Annotated in this window: 21 protein-coding genes; 6 read left to right on the plus strand and 15 right to left on the minus strand. The window is 40.9% G+C overall.

The annotated features are described in order from the left end of the window. From VK664_RS10780 to VK664_RS10790, 3 genes are all read right to left on the minus strand, one after another. Window positions 1–324 (minus strand): hypothetical protein (locus tag VK664_RS10780; protein WP_461398662.1); only part of this gene is annotated, 324 nt, incomplete at its 3' end. Window positions 325–420: 96 nt separating this feature from the next. Beyond that, entirely contained in the window at window positions 421–1311 is an 891-nt protein-coding gene (locus tag VK664_RS10785; RefSeq protein WP_461398663.1) for an MBL fold metallo-hydrolase, read from the minus strand. Window positions 1312–1361: 50 nt separating this feature from the next. Further along, on the minus strand, window positions 1362–1667 hold the full coding sequence (locus VK664_RS10790) for a hypothetical protein (protein ID WP_461398664.1): 306 nt from the start codon (window positions 1665–1667) through the stop codon (window positions 1362–1364). Window positions 1668–1683: 16 nt separating this feature from the next. On the opposite strand from VK664_RS10790, the gene VK664_RS10795 reads away from it, so the two are divergent. Genes VK664_RS10795 through VK664_RS10805 form a run of 3 tightly spaced genes read left to right on the plus strand, consistent with a single transcriptional unit; the run spans window position 1684 to window position 4740 of the window. Beyond that, entirely contained in the window at window positions 1684–1857 is a 174-nt protein-coding gene (locus tag VK664_RS10795) for a hypothetical protein (protein ID WP_461398665.1), read from the plus strand. Further along, a complete protein-coding gene (locus tag VK664_RS10800) occupies window positions 1847–3445 on the plus strand; it encodes a PAS domain-containing sensor histidine kinase (RefSeq protein WP_461398666.1) in 1599 nt (532 codons plus the stop codon). Before VK664_RS10795 ends, VK664_RS10800 begins: the two co-directional genes overlap by 11 nt. 20 nt (window positions 3446–3465) lie before the next feature. After that, window positions 3466–4740 (plus strand): MFS transporter, encoded by a 1275-nt coding sequence (locus VK664_RS10805; RefSeq protein WP_461398667.1) that lies wholly within the window; start codon window positions 3466–3468, stop codon window positions 4738–4740. An 8-nt stretch (window positions 4741–4748) separates the two neighbouring features. Here VK664_RS10805 and VK664_RS10810 read toward each other — a convergent pair whose 3' ends face one another. The 6 genes from VK664_RS10810 to VK664_RS10835 form a co-directional block, all read right to left on the minus strand. Further along, the gene (locus VK664_RS10810) at window positions 4749–5186 is read right to left on the minus strand and encodes a hypothetical protein (RefSeq protein WP_461398668.1); all 438 of its coding nucleotides are present in this window, start codon (window positions 5184–5186) and stop codon (window positions 4749–4751) included. A 195-nt stretch (window positions 5187–5381) separates the two neighbouring features. Beyond that, the gene (locus VK664_RS10815) at window positions 5382–5687 is read right to left on the minus strand and encodes a DUF6496 domain-containing protein (protein ID WP_461398669.1); all 306 of its coding nucleotides are present in this window, start codon (window positions 5685–5687) and stop codon (window positions 5382–5384) included. A 129-nt stretch (window positions 5688–5816) separates the two neighbouring features. After that, the gene (locus VK664_RS10820; protein WP_461398670.1) at window positions 5817–6059 is read right to left on the minus strand and encodes a hypothetical protein; all 243 of its coding nucleotides are present in this window, start codon (window positions 6057–6059) and stop codon (window positions 5817–5819) included. 133 nt (window positions 6060–6192) lie between these two features. Continuing rightward, window positions 6193–6375 carry a hypothetical protein gene (locus tag VK664_RS10825; protein WP_461398671.1) on the minus strand — a complete coding sequence of 61 codons (183 nt, stop codon included), beginning with the start codon at window positions 6373–6375 and terminating at the stop codon, window positions 6193–6195. A gap of 123 nt (window positions 6376–6498) precedes the next feature. After that, window positions 6499–6735 (minus strand): hypothetical protein, encoded by a 237-nt coding sequence (locus VK664_RS10830; RefSeq protein ID WP_461398672.1) that lies wholly within the window; start codon window positions 6733–6735, stop codon window positions 6499–6501. Beyond that, window positions 6735–7157, minus strand: a complete 423-nt coding sequence (locus tag VK664_RS10835; RefSeq protein ID WP_461398673.1) for a tetratricopeptide repeat protein — start codon at window positions 7155–7157, stop codon at window positions 6735–6737. Before VK664_RS10835 ends, VK664_RS10830 begins: the two co-directional genes overlap by 1 nt. Window positions 7158–7545: 388 nt before the next feature. Here VK664_RS10835 and VK664_RS10840 point away from each other — a divergent pair, with 388 nt between their 5' ends. Next, window positions 7546–7956, plus strand: a complete 411-nt coding sequence (locus VK664_RS10840; RefSeq protein ID WP_461398674.1) for a response regulator — start codon at window positions 7546–7548, stop codon at window positions 7954–7956. Here the strand turns inward: VK664_RS10840 and VK664_RS10845 are convergent. Further along, window positions 7949–8332, minus strand: coding sequence for a response regulator (locus tag VK664_RS10845; RefSeq protein WP_461398675.1), 384 nt, complete (start codon window positions 8330–8332; stop codon window positions 7949–7951). The two genes, VK664_RS10840 and VK664_RS10845, sit on opposite strands and share 8 nt — an antisense overlap. A gap of 506 nt (window positions 8333–8838) precedes the next feature. On the opposite strand from VK664_RS10845, the gene VK664_RS10850 reads away from it, so the two are divergent. Then, window positions 8839–9582 (plus strand): NIPSNAP family protein, encoded by a 744-nt coding sequence (locus tag VK664_RS10850; protein ID WP_461398676.1) that lies wholly within the window; start codon window positions 8839–8841, stop codon window positions 9580–9582. Between the two features lie 112 nt (window positions 9583–9694). Here VK664_RS10850 and VK664_RS10855 read toward each other — a convergent pair whose 3' ends face one another. The 5 genes from VK664_RS10855 to VK664_RS10875 all read right to left on the minus strand — a co-directional run bounded on the left by VK664_RS10855 (window position 9695) and on the right by VK664_RS10875 (window position 15488). Beyond that, window positions 9695–10651: a D-2-hydroxyacid dehydrogenase gene (locus VK664_RS10855; protein WP_461398677.1), complete on the minus strand. Its 957-nt coding sequence runs from the start codon at window positions 10649–10651 to the stop codon at window positions 9695–9697. Window positions 10652–10731: 80 nt separating this feature from the next. Then, entirely contained in the window at window positions 10732–11184 is a 453-nt protein-coding gene (locus VK664_RS10860; RefSeq protein WP_461398678.1) for a GNAT family N-acetyltransferase, read from the minus strand. 59 nt (window positions 11185–11243) lie between these two features. Next, window positions 11244–11714: a RidA family protein gene (locus VK664_RS10865; RefSeq protein WP_461398679.1), complete on the minus strand. Its 471-nt coding sequence runs from the start codon at window positions 11712–11714 to the stop codon at window positions 11244–11246. Between the two features lie 38 nt (window positions 11715–11752). Continuing rightward, window positions 11753–13288 (minus strand): alpha/beta hydrolase, encoded by a 1536-nt coding sequence (locus tag VK664_RS10870; RefSeq protein ID WP_461398680.1) that lies wholly within the window; start codon window positions 13286–13288, stop codon window positions 11753–11755. 100 nt (window positions 13289–13388) lie between these two features. Beyond that, window positions 13389–15488 (minus strand): glycoside hydrolase family 3 protein, encoded by a 2100-nt coding sequence (locus VK664_RS10875; RefSeq protein WP_461398681.1) that lies wholly within the window; start codon window positions 15486–15488, stop codon window positions 13389–13391. Window positions 15489–15561: 73 nt separating this feature from the next. On the opposite strand from VK664_RS10875, the gene VK664_RS10880 reads away from it, so the two are divergent. Next, entirely contained in the window at window positions 15562–17136 is a 1575-nt protein-coding gene (locus VK664_RS10880; protein ID WP_461398682.1) for a carboxylesterase/lipase family protein, read from the plus strand. Window positions 17137–17176: the final 40 nt, after the last annotated feature.

The raw sequence follows: 17176 nt of genomic DNA on the forward strand, positions 1-17176 counted from the left end.
CATCACCCAAATGCCGGCTAGGTTAATTGGGCATATGCCGTTGTAACAACCCGTGTATAGTATATATGTTTTGATAGCGTATGCCAGGATCAGGCCGGCGAAAATGAAATTCCATCTCTTGGCCCAGACCCGGCGAATTAAAAAGAAAGCAATGGTAAACACCGAGAAAAAAATGAACACGTTACCTGGCTTTCCATAAACCTGGTCTTCAGAAAAAAATCCCGTGAAAGATTTATTAAGATCCGGGTACCAGGTCCAGTTGAAAAAACAACTTGCGACAAGACAAAGGGTGGCAATGACCCCAATAATCTGAGAATATTTCATGCAATCTCAAAGCTAATGATTTATCAATGGCTGGCAAACCTATGAATTTTCAACAGCCATTTTTCCTCAGTCATTTTTCACTCAGCCATTTCTTCCTCAGAACAAACTCAACTGTGAACAAGAAGGAATTTGAGGAGTTGGAGTTTTTACAGTTGAAGGTTTTACAGTTGGAGGTTTTACGGTTGGAGGTTTTACGATGGAATTAACAAGAAGGTTTTCAGTAGCCATTATTTCATAAACAGGGGTTTCGGCATACCTGGTGGCCACCACTACATTTGTGTTACCTGCATGTTTAGTAAAAAGTTCGCCGACCAGTTTCGGACAATTATTTTCCTTTGATAAATGCGCAAGTAGCAAATGCGTCATATATGCCGGCTTGTACTGAAGAAAAATTTCCAGTGCCTGGGTGTTTGATAAGTGACCTTTGCCACCTGTAATCCGATTTTTCAGAAACCAGGGATAACGACCTTCACTTAACATCAATTCATCATAGTTCGATTCAAGAAACGCCGCATGACAAATGCTGAAATGATTTGTCACATGTTCGCAAGGTTTTCCGATATCTGTGAAAACACCTATATTGATTTTACCATTGGAAACGATAAAACTATGCGGATCACATGCATCATGAAATTTTGGAAACGCCGTTATATTCAGACTCCCTATTGTTACCGGTTGATACGGCAGAAAATAGTTTATCAGGGAAGCATCGAACCTGATCTTTCCGTTTCTCAGCGTGGATGGAGTTATATAAACCGGCAGCTTATAACGTTTCAACAAAGTTGGAATGCCCGAAATATGGTCGGTATGCTCATGCGAGATAAAGACCGCCCTGACCATTCCCATACTGAGGCCTAGCCTCATCATCCGGACCTCAAGTTCTTTGCAGGACAATCCCGCATCAACCAGGATTGCGTCCTGGTCATTTCCAATATAATAACAGTTTCCGTTGCTGCCGGAATTGAGTGAAGTGATAAATAAGGACATGCCGTAGCTGCAAATCTAATACATTTATCGGTCGGTAAGTCCCTGCCTGCTTATGGTTTTTCCTCGGTAGTAGTAACGCTTTTCACATTTCCATATGTGTCTTTTACAACTGTTGTTGTTTTACGCGTTCTCCTTGATCTTGTGCTGAATAAAACGATCAGCAAAAGCAATAAAACGGCCCCGGTTATCCACATCCAGTTCCTTTCAAACCATGAACCGACGTCCTGACCGTTAATTTCTACGCTTTCCTGTGCGTAGAGGCCGGTACTAAGCAGGGCAAAAATTAGCATAAGAGAAAAACCAGCAATAAATTTCCGGATCGGATTTTGATTGTTTAATGCTTTATGTATTACCATAAAAAAAATTTGTACTGTGAACTTCAATAAGGTTTCCAAACTGGAAATATCAAAAGATATGCCCGGCCTTATCCGATGGTCAAGGCTTGCTGCGGGAGAGGGATATCTCCGTGTATGTGGCCATCTCCCTGTATGTGGACATCTCCTTGTATATGATTACCTTCATCCAGGATTGATACATGATGACTGAAAACATTAATAAGATACCGGAAAACATTAACCAGGCAGATACTGCGGAACAGTTGGGAGAATACCGCCAGGCTTTCCGGTTATTGATGCATGCTCCTGTAGCCATCTGTATGTTAAGACTACCAGATTTTGTAATAGAGCTTGCCAATCCACCTATGCTTGAATTGTGGGACCGTGATGCAAGTGCTGTTGGTAAAAAAATAACAGAAGTGTTCACCGAGGTTGTCCACCAGGGTTTTGATAAACTTCTCCAATACGTAGTTGCTACCGGTAATACTTTTCATGAGCACGAGAGACCGGTTGTGATCTTAAGGAATGGAAAAAGAGATGAGGTATTCGCAAATTTTGTTTTTCAACCTCACTATAGTGATACCGGTGAGATGGTCGGGGTGCTTGCCGTCGCGAATGAAGTAACCGCTCAGGTCAGGGCCAGGAAAGCCATAGCCCAGGCTCAGGAAACGACCAGGCTGGCAGTGGATGCAGCAAAGCTCGGTTCGTATGAAGTGAACCTTGAAACACAGGAAATGATCGTAACACCGCGGTTTGTGCAGATTTTCGGTTTAGGGACAGCTGGTGAAAGGACCGATTATGCAAATGCTATACATCCCGAAGACGCAAAACTCAGAGTGGCGGCGCATGAGATTTCGCTAAAGACCGGCAGTCTGGAATACGAGGTAAGAGTAATCTGGAAGGACAAATCAATTCATTGGATAAGAGTAACAGGCCGTGTGTTCTATGATCATTCCGGAAAACCGGTAAGATTGTTGGGTATCGTTCAGGAAATTACCGAAGAAAAACGATTTTCCGCAGAATTGAAAACAAGGATTACAGAAAGAACCAGGGAACTCGAACTTGCAAACCAACAACTTGCCAGGTCAAACGCCGAGCTCGAACAATTTGCCTATGTCACCTCGCATGATTTGCAGGAACCCCTTAGGAAAATACAGATGTTCAGCAGTATTCTTTTAAGTAAGACAGAAGCAAAAATAGATGCATCAGAATACACGAAGAAGATTTCAGGTTCCGCAAAAAGAATGACTGCTTTGATAACCGATTTACTTGATTATTCCCGGTTATCACAGGTGGAACCCACTTTTTCTGAAATTGATCTCAATAAAATCCTTAACAATGTCCTGGGCGATTTCGAGCTGATGATTGAACAAAAACAGGCTGAGGTAAAAAGTAATGTGTTGACGCTGGTGCCTGGCATTCCCGCGCAGATAAATCAATTGTTCTATAACCTTATTGGCAATGCCTTAAAATTTTCTCATCCTGGCAGAAGCCCAAAAGTTACTATAACCGGCAAACCCTTGCCAGCTGAAACCAAAGACAAATTCGAAAATTTACTTGCAGCAAACGCTTATTATGAAATCAGTTTTGCCGATAATGGAATCGGTTTTGATCAGCAATATGCTGACAGGATATTTGTAGTGTTTCAGCGATTGAATATGTCACCCGACTATTCAGGCCATGGAATCGGACTTGCAATCTGCAATAAAATAGTGTCCAATCATAACGGCATTATATATGCGAATGGAAATGCAGATGAGGGAGCAGTGTTTACCGTGATTTTGCCCCTGAACAAATAACTTCATGCATAAAAAACAATATGGCTGCTGATCAAAGATTGAAGGCTATCATCGGTGGCTCTATAGGCAATCTTGTTGAATGGTACGATTGGTATGCTTATTCTGCGTTTTCCCTGTATTTCGCTTCCAGCTTTTTTCCGAATAATGATCCGACGGCGCAGCTCATCAATACTGCCGGAATTTTTGCTGTTGGTTTTATTATGCGTCCGATCGGGGGTTATATTTTTGGCAAGCTGGCCGACACCCACGGACGCAAAACTGCTATGACCCTTTCAGTTTTACTCATGTCTTTCGGCTCATTACTTATTGCTGTTACCCCCGGCTATAACTCCATTGGGATCATTGCCCCTATCCTGTTGTTGATTGCAAGGTTATTGCAGGGCTTGAGTGTAGGTGGTGAATATGGAACTTCGGCTACCTATCTCAGTGAGGTCGCTCTTGCATCCCGTCGCGGATTTTATTCCAGCTTTCAGTATGTAACGCTGATAGGTGGTCAATTGCTGGCTGTTGGTCTGCAACTGTTGTTACAACGTATTTTTCTTACCAGCGAACAGCTGCACGAATGGGGATGGAGAATACCTTTTGTTATTGGAGCAATACTTTCATTGATTGCCTTATATCTACGCCAAAATTTACATGAGACGGCCGCTTTTATTAGTCAGCAAAAAAAAGGACCTGTAAAAAAGAATCATTTGATGCGCCTTTTACAACATCCCCGGGCCATTCTTACTGTTGTAGGACTCACGCTTGGTGGTACGGTTGCATTTTACACCTATTCCACATATATGCAGAAATTCCTGGTGAACACTACTGGTTTATCAAAAGATCAATCCACTCTTCTCACCTTTTGTTCCTTATTATTATTCGCGCTATTACAACCGGTTTTCGGGGCATTGAGCGACAAAACCGGCAGAAAGCCGTTATTGATCGCCTTTGGAGTATTGGGTACGATTTTCACCATCCCACTGTTTATGGCTCTTGAGTCGACCACCCAACTCTTCAATATATTCTTACTGATCATGTCCGCGCTGATCATCGTGAGTGGTTATACTTCCATCAATGCAATAGTGAAAGCGGAATTGTTTCCAGTAGAAGTGAGAGCTATGGGTGTCGGACTTCCCTATTCGCTCACGGTAGCAATATTTGGTGGAACTGCTGAGTACATTGCACTCTGGCTGAAAAAGGCCGGGCATGAAGACTGGTATTACTATTATGTAACTGCCTGCATTTTCATATCGCTGGTCGTTTACCTGTTGATGGCCGATACAAAAAAGACTTCTCTGATAACTGAATGACGGATAACCTAGGAAAATCTTTCTACCTGTCGTTTCGCAGCTTCAAGCCGGCGGATCTGTTTTTTCAGCAATTCACGCATGTATTGAGGGATAAATACCGATTGAACGGCTTTTGTGTATTCAGCCCTGATATTATTTTCCAGCAACATACATTGTTTTAGAATTACAGCGCGGCCAGGTAATGGCGTGGCTGGTTTCAAATTGGCACGAATATCCTCAACCGGTGTTTCAGTTTCTATATTACCTTCTATTGTTTGAATTTCGATACTGATCCAGATGTTGTTTTGGTAGCTCTCGCCAGCCACGAGTGCGAAAAATTCACGGTAGTCGGCATCTAACTCATTGCCATATTCGAGATAGTCCTTGTAGAAATTGATGCGATCGCTATTTACCCTGAGAAGGCCGTTTAATATTTCTACAGCATCCCTGGTCCGAGGATTCAGCATGTAAGAAAAGGTTTTCGCATTTACAGTTTAGATTAAAGGTATAGTTTCTGAAGATAAGGAAAATGAATCAAATGTATTTTGAATTTCAATAACAGGATTTCCTGTTTTGCCAGGATCTGAATACCGTGTTCGGGAAGGACTTTGTTAAGTTCGTTTCTTTGCTGATTTCCGGGTAGTTGAATTTCTTTTCCTGGCTTATTTTTTTGTTGTTTTTTTTGCTGCTTTTTTTGCAGTTTTCTTCGCGGCCTTTTTCTTCGATGCTTTTTTCTTCGATGCTTTTTTTGCTGTTTTTCTTACTGATTTCTTTGCAGCAGATTTCTTTGCAGCCGATTTTTTGGCTGGAACCTTAGCCCCTTCTTTCCTTGCCTCTGATAATGCTATAGCAATGGCCTGTTTTCTATTTGTCACTTTGCGCCCACTCCCCGACTTTAGCTGGCCTTTCTTTTTTTCATGCATTACCTTCTCAACTTTATCCTGGGCCTTTTTTGAATATTTTGCCATAATAATATTGTTTTTGTTTTACATGATTATATTCAATTTACAGATGGCCTTACAATTACAACGCCATCGGAATATCATCATCTCATCATTTCGCCTAACGGTTCACCAATCATTTTAATCGGAATATCATCATCTCATCAATTCACCTAATGTTTCACCAATCACTTTAAGGAGTTCTGTGTCCTGTGATGCATGTTTAAGATAATCTTCCGAGACAGCACGATATACTCCTTCTTCATCTGGTTCAAAAAAGCATTCTAAACCATTCACAATAATTTTGAAACGATGGGTATATCCCCAGTTTATCATTTCCATGCCAAAGACCAGTTCTTCATTCTGATAATGTACCGGTAGTTCCAATATATCACTCATATTATCCAATTAACCCTAAAAAAAACCATCCTCACCAGATGCGGGATGGCTGAAGGCTTAAATCTTAATGCCTTTATTGATAACCTGAAATAACTTCTTCAAGATCCTTTCAATTTACTATTTTTCTTTCTTACTATAATTTACTCCTATGCTTATTTCCATCAGTCCTTGTTGGTTTCCTGTTGTGTGTTACATCATTTCCTTTGAAATTTTGTTCTTCATTTTTACGACTGTCAAGATTGTCTTTATTTTCTGGTGGCTTTTGATTGGATTGAGTAGCCTGGGGCTTAGTTTGATTTGGGTTGTTACTTTTCATATTTCAAGTTTTAAGGTTCTAAGAAAATTTATCTTTGCGGAGTTTGATACTGTTCCTTTAAGTTACGAAATTCAAACGCAATTATATTAACCAATATTGATAAGTATCATCTATTGATAAGTATTATCCGTCTTCTCCATCAGTAACTTCTGTGCCGGCACCTTCGGCGCTTTTAGCTTTCTCATTGTCTTCGAGGTTAGCATTTGCAAAAGGATCAGGATTTTTCTTTGGTCCGGCAAGTATGTCTTTCGGATCCTGGCTTTCTGCCTTATCAATTCCCGCGGGATCTTCAGCTCCCTTGTCGATACCGTTTTTTAAAACTTGCCCATCCGGAGTTTCAACATGAATATTCGATTTCATTACTTTTTAGTTTTTAAGCGTTTTTGGGCCAATTGCTTTCGTTTTTTCCATGACGCTATCGGCTCAGGGTCATAGAGGGACTTTCCTTTTTTATCTATGAGCCCGGTTAGTTTACCAAGGGATAAACTTAATTTTCCGATTTTCCCTTCAGCCTGTTTATTGCCTGCCCTGGCTCCAGATTGAAATAAATCTAAGGCCTGGTCTATTATTGTTATCTCTTTTTGATAATCCTTCAACTTTCTAAATAAAATCATCAAACGGTTGTAAGCCGTTACGTTCATTGGCTTCTTTTTAATGATTGCTGTATAGATTTTTATAGCCCTGTCGTGTTCCCCTTCAGCTTCGTAACTCCTTGCCCTTTCAAGAAGTTCTTTTATAGTTGCGTTCCCGGTGAGCTCACTATCAAGATGAACGACTTTCATTAGTATCTGTATATTTTGCTATGATGGCTTGTAATTTTTGCTTTAAGTCAGGCGGACAATTTGTATTGTACAGAAGATGTGCCGGATCAGATTCCCAATGGTAACACTGACTCGGCTTAATTGAGTTACCGTTGATAGTAATCTCCTGACTGTCAAGCATTTTTAACTCGTCTAGCAACAATTGTTCATATTCCTTACTTATTTTTGTTTCCATATTACCTTTCAGATATAAGTATAAAAAATATGCCAGCTTAAAATGTTGGCCGCTATTGGTAATAACGGGAAACACTTATTGAAACACTAAGTGCTTATACAGTGTTTGTTAATTAGCAGGTGATCGTTTGAGTGTGGAATTTTTTAAAAGATTGCGGTACCTTAACTTCGTCACATGATTGGACATATTCTTCTAATTGATGATGATCCCGACGAATGGGATATTTTTAATGAAGCATTACAGGTAGTTTGTGAAAAGTGTAAATGCACTTATGCTGATGGCGCATTGGACGGCCTCAACATGCTTCGCTTCATCCGCCCGGATGTAATTTTTCTGGATATCAATATGTCGAAGGTAAATGGCTTTGAATGCCTTGAGAGGATCAAAAAGATTGATACTTTCTCTGCCGTACCTGTGATCATTTATTCAAATGGTATACAGGACGAAACTTTTAAAAAGGCCATAAAAATGGGAGCTGTAGCCTGTATCCGTAAACCAACCGGGATACCGGACCTGATAAAGGTACTTGACCATGTCATTAATGTTAATGAGCCCCTGGCTGCACTGGGCACCCGTTTTATCTAGGCTGAAATTCCATGCAGGTTATCTGATGCAGCACAAGTTGCAATTCTTGCAGACTACATCCTTTTTCGAGGAATGCATCGGCGCCTTCCTTAAGTACCAGGTCAACTGTCCACTCGCTGTCATCTCCGGAATAGGCAAGCAATTTTATTTCAGGATAGTGAAGCCGGAGGTGCCGGAAAAGAGAAATGTCCTGCAGTTCATTTAGCTGAACCTCAGAAATGATGATATGGGGCAATTGATCTGCTGTAGCCAGTAATTCTATAAAGTCTAGTGCATTGCCGGACTTAATTACAACTTGATAATTAAGATGAGTCAGGACTTCCCCAAGACAAAGTCTGAGGATTTCGTGGGGTTCAAGTATTGCGATAGTTTTCATTAACTGAATATGCAGTTTGGGTTATTAAGGGCAAGATACATACGGGTAATATTGTATGCAATGATTTTGGAAAGCAAATCTCAATAAACAATACTTTCTAATACGTATACTAGGTGTTTATAGCTATTATCAATTTTTATCTGCGTTATTGCTACCTCGTTTTTTGTCGATTATAAAGTGTTGAAAATACACCCCCTTAGGCACTAACATAGGTCGCAGAACTGGTAACCTGGTTTTATAATCTTATCCGCTTGCCCTGATTTAGAAGCGCCCCTCACCGTTATAGCCACAAAAGTTATCCGTAACAGTGATACTGGCTCTAGTCATTTGTAACCATTATTTTCGTCAGGTTGAGATCAGGCTGATAATTGTCACTGCTATTTAGGGCAGTTAACCTGGCGCACTTAACCTGTTGCAATTAAGCGGCCAACCCTATATTTGTACAATATTATCCCTGATTATATTATTCCTGATTAAATTATCCCTGATTAAATTAAAATTGCCAGATGAAATTTACTCTTCTTTTTATCGCCCTCGCTGCCCCTTTTTTGATATCGGCCCAAAAAGCCGATACCAGGTATTATGAGCTTCGCATTTATTATTGTCACCCGGGAAGATTGGACGCCCTTGTGGAACGCTTTACCAATCATACTACAAAACTGTTTGAGAAACACGGGATGGAGAATGTGGGTTACTGGCTGCCTATAAATAATACAGAAAACGCCCTTTATTATGTTTTAGCTTATCCTTCAAAAGAAGCAAGGGACGTTTCCTGGAAAGGTTTTAGCAGTGATACAGTATGGCGCGCAGTTGCTGCCAAATCTGAAGAATCAGGCAAAATTGTCGCCAAAGTCACATCTATATTTATGGATGCGGCAAGTATTTCACCATTAATCAAACCTTCGACAGCCAAAGCCAATCGTGTGTTCGAGCTCAGGACCTACTATATTTTGCCTGGTAGAAAGGAAGAATTATTGACGAGATTCAGGAATCATTCACTGAAGCTTTTATCTAAACAAGGCATCGAACATATTGCCTATTGGACAACGGTTGAACCCGCGGGTAAGGAACCAAGACTGATCTATATGGTCGCTTACCCAAGCGAAGAAGCTGGCAAAAAATCATGGGATGCCTTTCGCAAAGATCCGGATTGGATAAAAGTAAAAGCTGATTCAGAAAAAGATCACCCAATAGTTGAGAAAGTAGAGTCGGTTTGGTTGAAACCGTTAGGTTTTTCAAAAATAAAGTAGGCGAAAAAAGTGGTGAGTTGTGAGTGGTAAGTGGTGAGTGGAGTGGTTGAATGAATGAATGAATTCATAACGCTACAACTTAACTCACCACTTACCACTCACCACTCACCACTCAGTTGACGACGTTAACAGGTTTGCCTTCAATAAAGCTTTTGACGTTAGCAACAGTTCCATTCATAAGTCTTCCACGTGCTTCAACCGTGGCCCAGCCTATATGTGGAGTTATGATGCAACTTTTTGATTTGAGTAAAGGATTATCTTTTTCAGGCGGTTCTTTGGAAAGTACATCGAGGGCCGCGCCGCCAATGGTCTCCTGGTTTAATGCTTCCGCAAGATCATTTTCATTTATAATTGGTCCGCGGGCGGTATTGACGATTAAAGCTGTCTTTTTCATTAAGGCAAGTGTCGACTTATTAATCATTCCTTTGGTTTCATCAGTGAGCGGGCAATGAATTGTTATCACATCCGATTTTGACAGGAGGGAATCAAGTTCGGCCCAGTCAAAATTGATCCTGTTACCCTGGTTGGTTTTGGTGCGGCTATACGCAAGTGTATGCATCCCAAAAACCGTTGCAACGTCGCAAACCTGTCTGCCAATAGAACCAAAGCCAATAATGCCAATCGTTTTTCCCTGGAGTTCGTGAAGCGGAGTTTTTGTAAACGAAAAGTCTTTGGAATTAACCCAGTCCCCGGCTTTTACTGCCTGGTTATGCAAGCTCACCTGGTTGAAATGTTCAAGCATCAACGCAAAAGTCAACTGAACTACAGATGCAGTTCCATAGCCGGGAACGTTGGAAACCACCACTCCCTTTTCCCTTGCCGCGCTGACATCAACAATATTATAACCGGTAGCGAGCACGCTGATGAATTTCAACTGTGGTAACTGTCCGATCATTTCTTTATTGATAGCTGTTTTATTGGTGAGTATAACAACTGCTTCCTTACACCTCTCCACCACCAGTTCTGCCGGCGTCCGTTCATAAACAGTTAGTTCCCCGAATTCCTCAATGTCAATCCAATTGAGATCTCCGGGATTCAAAGTATATCCATCCAATGCAACTATCTTCATGGTTGTAGGCTTTTAAAAAGAGATATGAATTTTGAGTTATGAGTTATGAAACCAGTAAGTGGTGAGTGTTTGTTGAAGAATTATTGAAATTTCTTTTCGAAACAAATACTGTTTTCGATGCCTGCATACTGACCATAGTTTGGTATAATATGATAGCCCGTTTTATGATACAATGCTATTGCCTCTGGTTGTTTATTTCCCGTTTCGAGTACGCATGATGTATAGGACATTTCCCTTGCCCAGGTTTCAAGTTCAGTTAATATAAATATGGCCGCACCTTTACCCCGGTATTCAGGAGATGTGAACATCCGTTTTACTTCCATTGCGGTGGGAGAATATTCTTTGATAGCACCACAGGCGATAGGCACATCAATATCATAAGCAACGATAACATGTTTGATTTTATCGATCTTATTAAACTGGGAATAGAAGGCGTGATCCGCCCCGTCCCGGATAGCCAGGTCTGCATCCAGCAGCTTTACAAGTTCGATGAAATCAGGATCAGCCGAACTTGTTCTTTTTATTGTTAGCATAAGGTTAGCATAAGGTTTTATCTGCTGATAAAAAAAATTATTGATTGTACATGTGCAAATTAGCGACTGGCTTTTCCAATAACGGCAGTTCCTTCAATTTCAATAAGAACATCATCACGAAACAGTTTACTTACCTGCACAATGGTACTTACCGGCGGGGTCCTCAAATTTACATAACGTTCCCTCACCTCGCGCAATTGTTGGATCTGCGACAAATCAGTCACAAAGATCTGGATTCGCGCAAGATCATTCATAGTTCCACCATGTGATTTTATTATCTTCTCCAGGTTTGCAAATACCTGCTCTGTTTGTTGACGCATGTTTTCTTTTCCCACAAGGGTTCCGGTACTGTCAACTGGTACCTGGCCGGCCATCATCACCATGTTACAAGTACCTAGATCAACTGAAACCGACTGCGAATATCCTTTCGGAGCTGAGCCTGGGTTGCTATATTTAATCAAACTGCCGGTGGTCTGCGCAAATGCCGGACTGCATGTAACAAGCAGGCATAAAAACAATGTAGATTTCATAACTGAAGTTTTGAGTTGAATGGTTAAGTTGAAATGAATCAAAAAACCGGGATAAATTCCGGGACAGGAAAGATGATCGTGTTGGAATTCACCAGGCCCGATTTGAAAAACCTGAGCATTGCATCCTGCACTTTTTCATCCGGCAGCATGTCTTCATGCCCGGCATTTTCAACAACCAGGTCTACCCCTTTTGAAAAGCCTTGTATTATTTCTTCCACATTCGCAACTGGTGTATTGCTGTCTAAACTTCCACTGATAAATAGTGTCAGGATTTCGCTTTTAAAGCTTTTACGGTATTCGTCCCCAAGATCAACATCCCTCCACCCTGCGTAAATATCAGGAGTATTCATGCTGTTTCCGAGTATGGCGGTTTTTCCTTCTTCTTTTATTTGTTGATATCGCTCTTTTGAAGCACCTGAAGCTTGTCGCATAGCAAATATCCCGGATCCAGTTAAACCATTGAATTGATTATAACGCCGTTCTGTATATTGCTGTAATAGCCTGTAATCACCATGCTCAATACCGTATAAAAGCGCAGGAAAATAAACAAAACCATAGCTGTCTCCAGCATCTAACCTCAAGATAAATTGCAAACCAAATTTGCCGATAGGTACAGTTATAATTTTTTTCGCCCAGTAATCTTTTATCCGGAGTGGGATGGGCTGGTCATCCAGTTTTTTCAGGACACGTTTTAATAACGCAATCAAATCAGGCACTTCCGAATTTATTAATGAGTCGCGATCCGACAATGCGGCAATCTTCTGCAACTGTTTATCGTATGTTGATGGAAGGTGATGCATATGATTCAGACCGGATGTCCCGATTAAAACCATCTTATCAATCATACCCGGATATTTCCTGGCTGTTGCAAGGCTAAGATGTGTGCCATAACTTATCCCAAGCAAGCTGATTTTTTCGGCCCCGATTGCCTCTGCCAGATCTTTGAGATCATCTGCGCTTTGACTCGTGTTATAACCTTTGATATCGATCCCACTTTTTTTGTAAGAAATATATCCCGCTGCCGCTGCTTCATCTGTCAGCTTAATCATCCTGTCTTTTGAAAGAAACAAATTCCGGTTATCCGAACTGGATATTGGATAACCCAGTGACGGTTTTGATCTGCCGACACCGCGCTGGTCGAGCAAAATAATATCAGCAGTTTCCTGCAGTTTCAAAATAAACTTTTGAAAATATTCTTCTTTGATATAATCAATGCCGGATTGCCCCGGGCCACCAGCTAAAAATACAATGGGTGAGCTGATGCCATTCTCACCTTTGCTGCCGCTTGTTGAGACCGGGCTTTTTCGCTTTAATCTCAAAACACCTAATTCAATGTTTTTAGATGCGGCATTTAACCTGTTTTCAGGAACCTTCAACATCCCAAACTCATACGGAATACTATCACCTGAATAAATCCTAAACATCAGTGACTGCCACTGGAGGAATGGCTTAGTACCTGGAGAAACTTGTGAATTCGAAGGTTGCGCAATAGTTGCTAAACACAAAACCAGGCACGCAATTCTTAATCGCAGGTATGCATTATCTATCGTAAAATGAAAGAACAGGTTCAACATGTTAAAAATTTCCAGGAACTTCTTTTAATAAAATATCAATGTAAATATAACGCCAGTAAATACCTGTTTAAAGGCAGAAGTTATTTATGACTTAACCCTTCTATTTATAACTTATCCCTTCATTATATTTAAACAAAGCGTATTGCGACCCTTCTGAATATCCTGGTACATCTTCCTTTTGTGTCTTAACTCCTGCTTCAGATACCGGGGTAGTAAATGGTATCTTTCCCGTTGGGTTAAACCTGCCAATGACGACGTCTAAAAGCGCATCGGCAGAAGTACCAAAAGTTGAAATAACGCCTTTGATATTTGCCTTTGTAACATCATTGTAAATTTCATCTATCACCCAGGGATTGGTATAGTTAATGGCAATGATAGCAGGCTTTTTAGACGCTGTCTGGTTAATGTAATTAATGTCTACACCATTCTTCGACAGTGAAAGCGAAATTGGCGAACCGTCCGATTCAAACATAGATTTTCCACCGGGTGTGATCCATAACAGGATGAAGTCTGCCGCATCAGGGTTGTTTACGAATTCAACATCATAGTTTTTATCTTTGGCGGAAAAGATATTATGTGGATCAGCTGATCCTCTCTTTTGAAGATAGGATTCGAAATATATTTTCGTTTTTGGTTTCAACGGAAGCGCCTTATTCTCATTTCTTAAAAGCACTATCGATTTGCGCAATGCAAGATTGGCCCGTTCCTGGAATTTTGCATTGCCCGCGATTTTTTCTGCTGCTTCTTCGTCAACATAAGGATTTTCAAAAAGCCCCAGTTCAAATTTTTCTAATAACAATCTACGCACTGATTCATCAATGAGTTTTGTATCCACCATCCCTGTCTTCACCGTTTCCAAAAGTTTTGCCGGATCGGCGGTTCCAGAGTAAAGATTAACTCCTGCTTCCAGTGTTTTTTTATATCTCTCTACGACTGATAAATTTTCAGCTCCCCAGGGCATCATTTCAATAGGACCCGTATCGGAATTGATTATTCCTTTGAACCCAAGTTTAACTCTTAATAAATCCTGTAGTACTTTTTTGTTATAGGCATAAGCAATTTCTTCATATTCGGTGTCCTTTGGAATAGAATAATAGGGCATGATAGCAGATGTACCTGCTTTGATAGCAGCTTTAAACGGTATCAGGTTATTTTCGAACATCTTACCTGGAAAAGTTTCATATTTACCCCAATCAAAATGTGGATCTTGTCCTCCCTCTCCTGCTCCTCCACCTGGAAAATGTTTTGTAGTTAATGCAACTGACGATGAATTCAGTTTATTACCCTGGAAACCTAATATTATCTCAGTAATCATTTTTGCAGTCCAGTCTGCATTTTCTCCAAATGTTCCTTCAGTCCGTTGCCAGCGGGGTTCAGTGGCAAGATCTGCCATATACATGTAGCCCTTTCGTAAACCAACTGCTTTCCACTCCTGCCTTGCAATGTCTGCAAACTCGCGGACAAGTTTCAGATCATGCATAGCTGATAGTCCTAACTCACCCGGCCAGCTGGAAAAAACGGTTTTACCTACGCTCAGCCCAATTGCTGCATCCTGTGTAATATGATTACGGGGATTGGAAGCAATGATCGCCGGGATTCCAAGTCCATCGCTTTCACAAAGAGCTTGTAATTTATTTGCCCACTCAGCGGTGATCTTCGACCTTGCATTTGCACGAAAAATAAAATGCCGGAGGTGAAACTGCGTTACGCCTTTTGTGGTTCCTGCAACATTCATAACGGGAACGGGCAGTGGTTTACGCGTAAAAATATTATTAGTTGCAACAACATCTTCTTCATTGAAATCACTTGTTATAGGAAGCCGGTTTCCGGATGCCTGCGGTGCACCTTCGTTTTTCAACCTGGTTGTACTGATCAGCATAAAACCAACTTTTTCTTCCAGTGACATTTTTGCTAACAAGTCGTTAACTCTTTCTTCACCCGGTAGTCTCCAGTCTTCATATTTATCTAACTGTCCATTCTTGTTAAGGTCCTTAAATTGACGGCCATCGATGGTATGTAATTTTACAGATCTGTAACCCAACTCAGGCTGGGTATTGTTTGTTTTTGTTTTTGCAGGATTGGCTTTAGCCTTATTTAGACTTGTCTCGGGGTCGCCCTGCGAAAAACATACTGAACCGTATAGCAATGAAAGTACCAATCCGAAAGTTTGTATTAACGGTGCAGTAGAAGTGGAGAACATAGCAAAGCAGTTTATCGTTATAGTTATAGATTTGTCTGGTCCTTCCTTATTTTAAGACGCACAAATCGCAATCATGTCAATTTACAACAGAATTCATGCTCTTGGCACTTTTTTATTGATTAGCCTGGTGTTTTATTCATTCAACTATGAACCTCATAATAGAACTGGATTTGATCGGGTAAAGATTGAAGGGGGACTCATCTCAGGCACACTGAATACAAAAGGTGATATACATATTTTTAAAGGCATTCCATTTGCTGCGCCACCTGTCGGGGATCTGCGCTGGAAAAAACCTCAACCCGTAGTATCATGGACAGGTGTAAAAGCCAGTGATAAGTTTGGCCCAAGCCCCATGCAGGCAACACCTGCTCCTTTCAGTATGTGGAGCGAAGAATTCCTGATTCCAAAAGAGCCGATAAATGAAGATTGCTTATACCTCAATGTCTGGACGGGGGCAAATTCAGAAAAAGAAAAAAGGCCGGTAATTGTTTGGATCTATGGAGGTGGCTTTTCAAGTGGTGGCAGTGCAGCTCCAATTTATGATGGTGAGGCGATGGCAAAAAAAGGAATCGTGTTTGTAAGCATCAATTACCGTGTTGGTATTTTTGGATTTTTCGCTCATACAGATTTAAGCAAGGAATCAGGTAACAATGCATCGGGAAATTATGGATTGATGGACCAGGTTGCCGGGTTAAAATGGGTTCAGAAAAACATTGCTGCATTTGGAGGGGATCCAAACAATGTAACCATTGCAGGCCAGTCTGCAGGTTCAATGAGTGTAAATTGTTTGGTGGCATCACCACTTGCAAAAAATCTTTTTAAAAAAGCAATCGCAGAAAGCGGGGCGAGTTTAGTTACTGGGCTTTTCGGAGCTACAACATTACAAATGGCTGAACAGGATGGTCAAAAAACAGCAGTCGCTCTCAAAATAAGTTCGCTGGATGAATTAAGAAAAATTCCTGCTTCGCAATTATTAAAAGCACCCCAGTCAGTAAGGGGACCTATAGTTGATGGTTATGTGCTGCCTGAATCTGTAACAAATATTTTTGCAAAAGGCAAAGAAAATAAAGCAGATCTTCTTACAGGCTGGAACGAAGATGAAGGTTTGTTATTTGGTCCGCTCAAAAGCGCTGATGAATTTAAAAGAGATGCAGCGAGAAACTATGGTTCAGATTCAGCCACGTTTTTACAGTACTATCCTGCTGGCTCTGATTCTATTGCTGGCATCTCGCAATTGAATCTTTCACGCGACCAGATATTTGGAGTTCAGAATTATACATGGGCTAATGTTCAAAGTAACAAAGGTTCAAAAGTTTTTGTATATCGGTTTAAAAGAAAGGTGCCCGCTACAGGTGAATATATAAAATATGGTGCCTTCCATACGGGTGAGGTGCCATATGCTTACGACAACCTGAAATTTGTAAACCGGCCCTGGACAAATGCAGATCATGAACTGGCGACAATCATGTCTTCTTATTGGACAAATTTTGCGAAGACGGGCAATCCGAATGGACAAGGACTACCCCAATGGGATCCATATAGAACATCTGATAAAAGGATCATGGTGTTGAACGAAAAATCAGGAACAAAATCATTGCCTGATGCCGGCCAACTTGACTTTCTGTATAATTATATGCGTATAAAATAAGCTTTGGGGTTGTTATTTCAATAAATAACCCCAGCATTGC

It is taken from the genome of Flavitalea sp. (assembly GCF_035489435.1).
GTDB lineage: Bacteria > Bacteroidota > Bacteroidia > Chitinophagales > Chitinophagaceae > DATHKG01.

What these genes read in the sequence shown, in the direction of transcription:
- VK664_RS10880 (WP_461398682.1), top strand. Translation starts at nt 15,562, where the DNA reads ATGTCAATTTACAACAGAATTCATGCTCTTGGCACTTTTTTATTGATT.
- VK664_RS10810 (WP_461398668.1), bottom strand. Translation starts at nt 5,186, where the DNA reads ATGCTGAATCCTCGGACCAGGGATGCTGTAGAAATATTAAACGGCCTT.
- VK664_RS10865 (WP_461398679.1), bottom strand. Translation starts at nt 11,714, where the DNA reads ATGAAATCTACATTGTTTTTATGCCTGCTTGTTACATGCAGTCCGGCA.
- VK664_RS10825 (WP_461398671.1), bottom strand. Translation starts at nt 6,375, where the DNA reads ATGAAAAGTAACAACCCAAATCAAACTAAGCCCCAGGCTACTCAATCC.
- VK664_RS10790 (WP_461398664.1), bottom strand. Translation starts at nt 1,667, where the DNA reads ATGGTAATACATAAAGCATTAAACAATCAAAATCCGATCCGGAAATTT.
- VK664_RS10860 (WP_461398678.1), bottom strand. Translation starts at nt 11,184, where the DNA reads ATGCTAACAATAAAAAGAACAAGTTCGGCTGATCCTGATTTCATCGAA.
- VK664_RS10800 (WP_461398666.1), top strand. Translation starts at nt 1,847, where the DNA reads ATGATGACTGAAAACATTAATAAGATACCGGAAAACATTAACCAGGCA.
- VK664_RS10845 (WP_461398675.1), bottom strand. Translation starts at nt 8,332, where the DNA reads ATGAAAACTATCGCAATACTTGAACCCCACGAAATCCTCAGACTTTGT.
- VK664_RS10875 (WP_461398681.1), bottom strand. Translation starts at nt 15,488, where the DNA reads ATGTTCTCCACTTCTACTGCACCGTTAATACAAACTTTCGGATTGGTA.
- VK664_RS10850 (WP_461398676.1), top strand. Translation starts at nt 8,839, where the DNA reads ATGAAATTTACTCTTCTTTTTATCGCCCTCGCTGCCCCTTTTTTGATA.
- VK664_RS10840 (WP_461398674.1), top strand. Translation starts at nt 7,546, where the DNA reads ATGATTGGACATATTCTTCTAATTGATGATGATCCCGACGAATGGGAT.
- VK664_RS10820 (WP_461398670.1), bottom strand. Translation starts at nt 6,059, where the DNA reads ATGAGTGATATATTGGAACTACCGGTACATTATCAGAATGAAGAACTG.
- VK664_RS10815 (WP_461398669.1), bottom strand. Translation starts at nt 5,687, where the DNA reads ATGGCAAAATATTCAAAAAAGGCCCAGGATAAAGTTGAGAAGGTAATG.
- VK664_RS10830 (WP_461398672.1), bottom strand. Translation starts at nt 6,735, where the DNA reads ATGAAATCGAATATTCATGTTGAAACTCCGGATGGGCAAGTTTTAAAA.
- VK664_RS10855 (WP_461398677.1), bottom strand. Translation starts at nt 10,651, where the DNA reads ATGAAGATAGTTGCATTGGATGGATATACTTTGAATCCCGGAGATCTC.
- VK664_RS10785 (WP_461398663.1), bottom strand. Translation starts at nt 1,311, where the DNA reads ATGTCCTTATTTATCACTTCACTCAATTCCGGCAGCAACGGAAACTGT.
- VK664_RS10870 (WP_461398680.1), bottom strand. Translation starts at nt 13,288, where the DNA reads ATGTTGAACCTGTTCTTTCATTTTACGATAGATAATGCATACCTGCGA.
- VK664_RS10805 (WP_461398667.1), top strand. Translation starts at nt 3,466, where the DNA reads ATGGCTGCTGATCAAAGATTGAAGGCTATCATCGGTGGCTCTATAGGC.
- VK664_RS10835 (WP_461398673.1), bottom strand. Translation starts at nt 7,157, where the DNA reads ATGAAAGTCGTTCATCTTGATAGTGAGCTCACCGGGAACGCAACTATA.